The sequence below is a fragment of the Rhodococcus marinonascens NBRC 14363 genome, from assembly GCF_001894885.1.
In the GTDB taxonomy this organism is placed as follows: domain Bacteria; phylum Actinomycetota; class Actinomycetes; order Mycobacteriales; family Mycobacteriaceae; genus Rhodococcus_F; species Rhodococcus_F marinonascens.
Map to the genome: position 1 here is coordinate 1 of NZ_BCXB01000091.1, position 3,521 is coordinate 3,521.

1 protein-coding gene is annotated in these 3,521 nt (G+C 68.6%); it reads left to right on the forward strand.

Going from position 1 to position 3,521, the window contains the following annotated elements; translation table 11 throughout:
- Positions 1-14 precede the first annotated feature (14 nt).
- Positions 15-3,521 (forward strand): condensation domain-containing protein (locus tag RM2_RS22785; protein WP_245814107.1); only part of this gene is annotated, 3,507 nt, incomplete at its 3' end.

Here is a 3,521-nt window from a genome sequence, read left to right on the forward strand (position 1 = left end):
AGGGGGTCGCCACGATGGTGCCCTCACACATGGTGCCCGCCGTGGTGATGCAACTCGACGAGGTACCGGTGACGCCCGCCGGCAAACTCGACCGCGGTGCTCTGCCTGCGCCGCAGTTCGGCTCTGCCGAACACACATTCCGCGCTCCGTCGACGCAAGCGGAGGAACTGCTGGCGGGCCTCGTCGCAGACGTACTAGGGCTCGAACGGGTGAGTGTGGACGATTCGCTCTTCGCGTTGGGCGGCGACAGCATTGTTGCGATGCAGATCGCCTCCCGCGCCAAGAGTCTCGGGCTCGGCTTCACGGCACGGGCGGTGTTCGAGCACAAGACTATCGCCGGGATCGCCGGGGCAGCGGAGACGGTGGAGCCGGGCACCGAGGTCCTCGAGGAGTTCGAGGGCGGCGGTGTCGGCCGGATCCCGTTGACCCCGATCATGTATGAGATGCTCGAGCGCGGCTCCTTCGACGACTTCAGTCAGGCGCTGCTGCTGACCGCGCCGGCCGACGCCGGCGAAGACCGGCTGAGGGCGGCGCTGACGGCGGTGCTCGGGCGCCACGACATGTTGCGTTCGCGGTTCTATACCGAGGGAAGCACCTGGGTATTCGAAACAACTCCCGCCGAGGGTGTTTCGGCTGATCGCCTGGTGTCGCGGGTCCCCACGACGGCTGCGCCGGGTTCCCTCACATTCGACGAGTTGGTGGTGTCCGAGGGTGCGGCGGCGGCGCGGCGCCTGGATCCCGAACGCGGGATCATGATCCAACTGGTGTGGCTGGCTCCGCGATCGGCGGGGGTGCGCGGGCGGTTGCTGATCGTGGCGCATCACCTGGTGGTGGACGGGGTTTCGTGGCGGGTGCTGCTGCCGGACCTCGCGACGGCATGGCTGCAACTGAGCGCCGGGCAGCCCCCGGCCCTGGCCCCGGTGGGCACCTCCTTCCGCCGCTGGGCACACGGAGTCCGAGACTCTGTGGATACCGGCGCGCACATCGGTGAGCTGGCGCACTGGCAGCACGTTCTCGGCGGCCGTGACCCGCTGATCGGCGCGCGGGCGATCGAGCCCGCCATCGACACGATGCGCACCACCGAGCGGGTCCACATCGAGGTGAGCCCCGCGGTGACCGACGCAGTGCTCGCACAGCTACCCGACGTCTTCGGCGGCGGTGTCAACGGCGGACTTCTTACGGCGCTGGCGTTGGCAGTGGTGGAATGGCGACGGGCCGGTGGCGCCGACGAACACTCGGTGCTGCTCACGCTCGAGGGACACGGGCGGGAGGAGGAGGCGGTCGCGGGCGCGGATCTTGCCCGCACCGTCGGCTGGTTCACCAGCGTTTTCCCGGTCAGGCTCACGGTGCCGGGGATGGACCTGGCCGAGGTCTTCGGAGGCGGACACGCCGCCGGTGTCCTGATCAAGGCAGTGAAGGAACAACTTGCCGTGGTTCCCGCCCGGGGTGTCGGCTTCGGTGTGCTCCGGCAACTCGACGACACCACCCGGCCGATCCTCGCCGCACTGCCGGCGCCGCAGATCAGCTTCAACTACCTCGGCCGACAGGGCGGGCAGCACACCGGGGAACTGCGCGAGATCGGTTGGATCCCCGACCCGCACGCGCCGAACCTGCTCGCTGCCAGTGGACCCGATATGGCGGTGGCCGCTGCCATCGACATCAACGCCCTCGTCGTCGACGGCCCGGATGGTCCCCGGCTGACGGCGTCGTTCGCGTACCCGACAGGAGTTCTGCGCGACGCGGACGTCGCCGCCCTCGCGGACCTGTGGCGCCGTGCCCTCGACGGGCTCGCCACGCACGCCGTGCTGCCCAGCGCGGGCGGCCTGACACCGTCGGACCTGCCACTGGTGTCGGTGAACCAGCCGCAGATCGAGCGCTGGGAACGACGGTATCCGGTGCTGCGGGACGTGTGGTCGCTGTCGCCGTTGCAGTCCGGGCTGCTGTTCCATGCGACCCTCACCGCCGAGACGATCGACCCCTATACGGCACAACTGCGCCTCGACCTCGAAGGCACGGTCGACACGACACGGTTGCGTGCCGCGGCCGCGGGTCTGCTGGGCCACCACCCGAGCCTGCGGGCCGCCTTTGTCTACGACGAGGCCGGGGCACCGGCGCAACTGATTGTCGACGACGTGGACGTCCCGTGGCGCGAGGTCGATCTGACCGCGTACGGGTCCGCCGTCGACACCGAGCTCGCCCGGCTCCTCGACGAGGATCGGATCGCCCGCTTCGATCTCGCCCGGCCGCCGCTGCTGCGGCTGATGTTGATCCGCACGGCACCGGACCGGTACGTGCTGGCGATGACGAACCACCACATCATTCTCGACGGCTGGTCGATGCCACTGCTGGTCCGCGAATTGCTGGTGCGCTACGCCACGGGCGAGTCTGGCGCGGGTAGTCCGGAACCGCGCACGTTCCGGACGTATCTCGAATGGCTTGCCAAGCGGGACGCCGACTCCTCTGCCCGCGCGTGGGAACGCGCCCTGGACGGACTCGAGGAGCCGACACTGTTGGCCCCCGGCGCGTCCCCGGACCAGAACGAGGTGCCTGCCGAAGTCGATATCACGTTGCCCGACAAGGTGATCGAGGAACTGGGTGTGCTGGTCTCACGCCTCGGGATCACGATGAATACCGTGATTCAGGCGGCATGGGGGCTGCTGCTGTCCCGGCTGCTCTCCCGCGACGACATCGTCTTCGGCGCCACCGTCTCCGGCCGTCCGCCGCAGCTGCCCGATGTGGAGAGCATGCTGGGGTTGTTCATCAACACACTGCCGGTGCGCGTGCAACCGAACCCGGACGAGACGTTGGCGCAGTTGCTCACCCGGTTGCAGGTCGAGCAGGCGTCCCTGCTCGACCACCATCACACGGGGCTCGCCGATATCCAGTCACGTGCCGGTCTGGGGAACCTGTTCGACACCCTGTCGGTGTTCGAGTCGTACCCGATCGACAAGACCGGCTTCGGCGAGGACACCGATATCGCCGGCATGCGGGTCACCGCCCTCGATGCCCGCGATGCCACCCACTATCCGCTCACGTTGCTGTCGTTCCTCGAACCACACCTGCGGTTGAGTCTGCGGTACCAGCCGGCCCTGTTCGACCGCGCCGCCGTCGGTACGCTCGCCGCCCGCTTGACCGGGATCCTCGAGACCATCGCCACCGCCGCGGACACCAAGGTCGGTGCCCTCGACCTCTTCACCCCGGGTGAACGGGCATTGGTGCTCGACACCTGGAACGACACCGGCCACCAGGTGCCGGATACCACCCTCGTCGGGTTGTTCGACGCCCAGGTGGCGCGCACACCGGATGCGGTGGCGTTGGTGTTCGAGGGTGAGTCGTTGACGTATGCGCAGTTCGATGCGCGGGTGAACCGGTTGGCCCGGTATCTGATCGATGCCGGGGTGGGCCCGGAGTCGTTGGTGGGCATCGGGATGCGCCGCTCGTTGGATTTGCTGGTGGCGATCTACGCGGTGGTCAAGTCCGGTGGCGGGTATGTGCCGATCGATCCGGACCAGCCCGCTGAG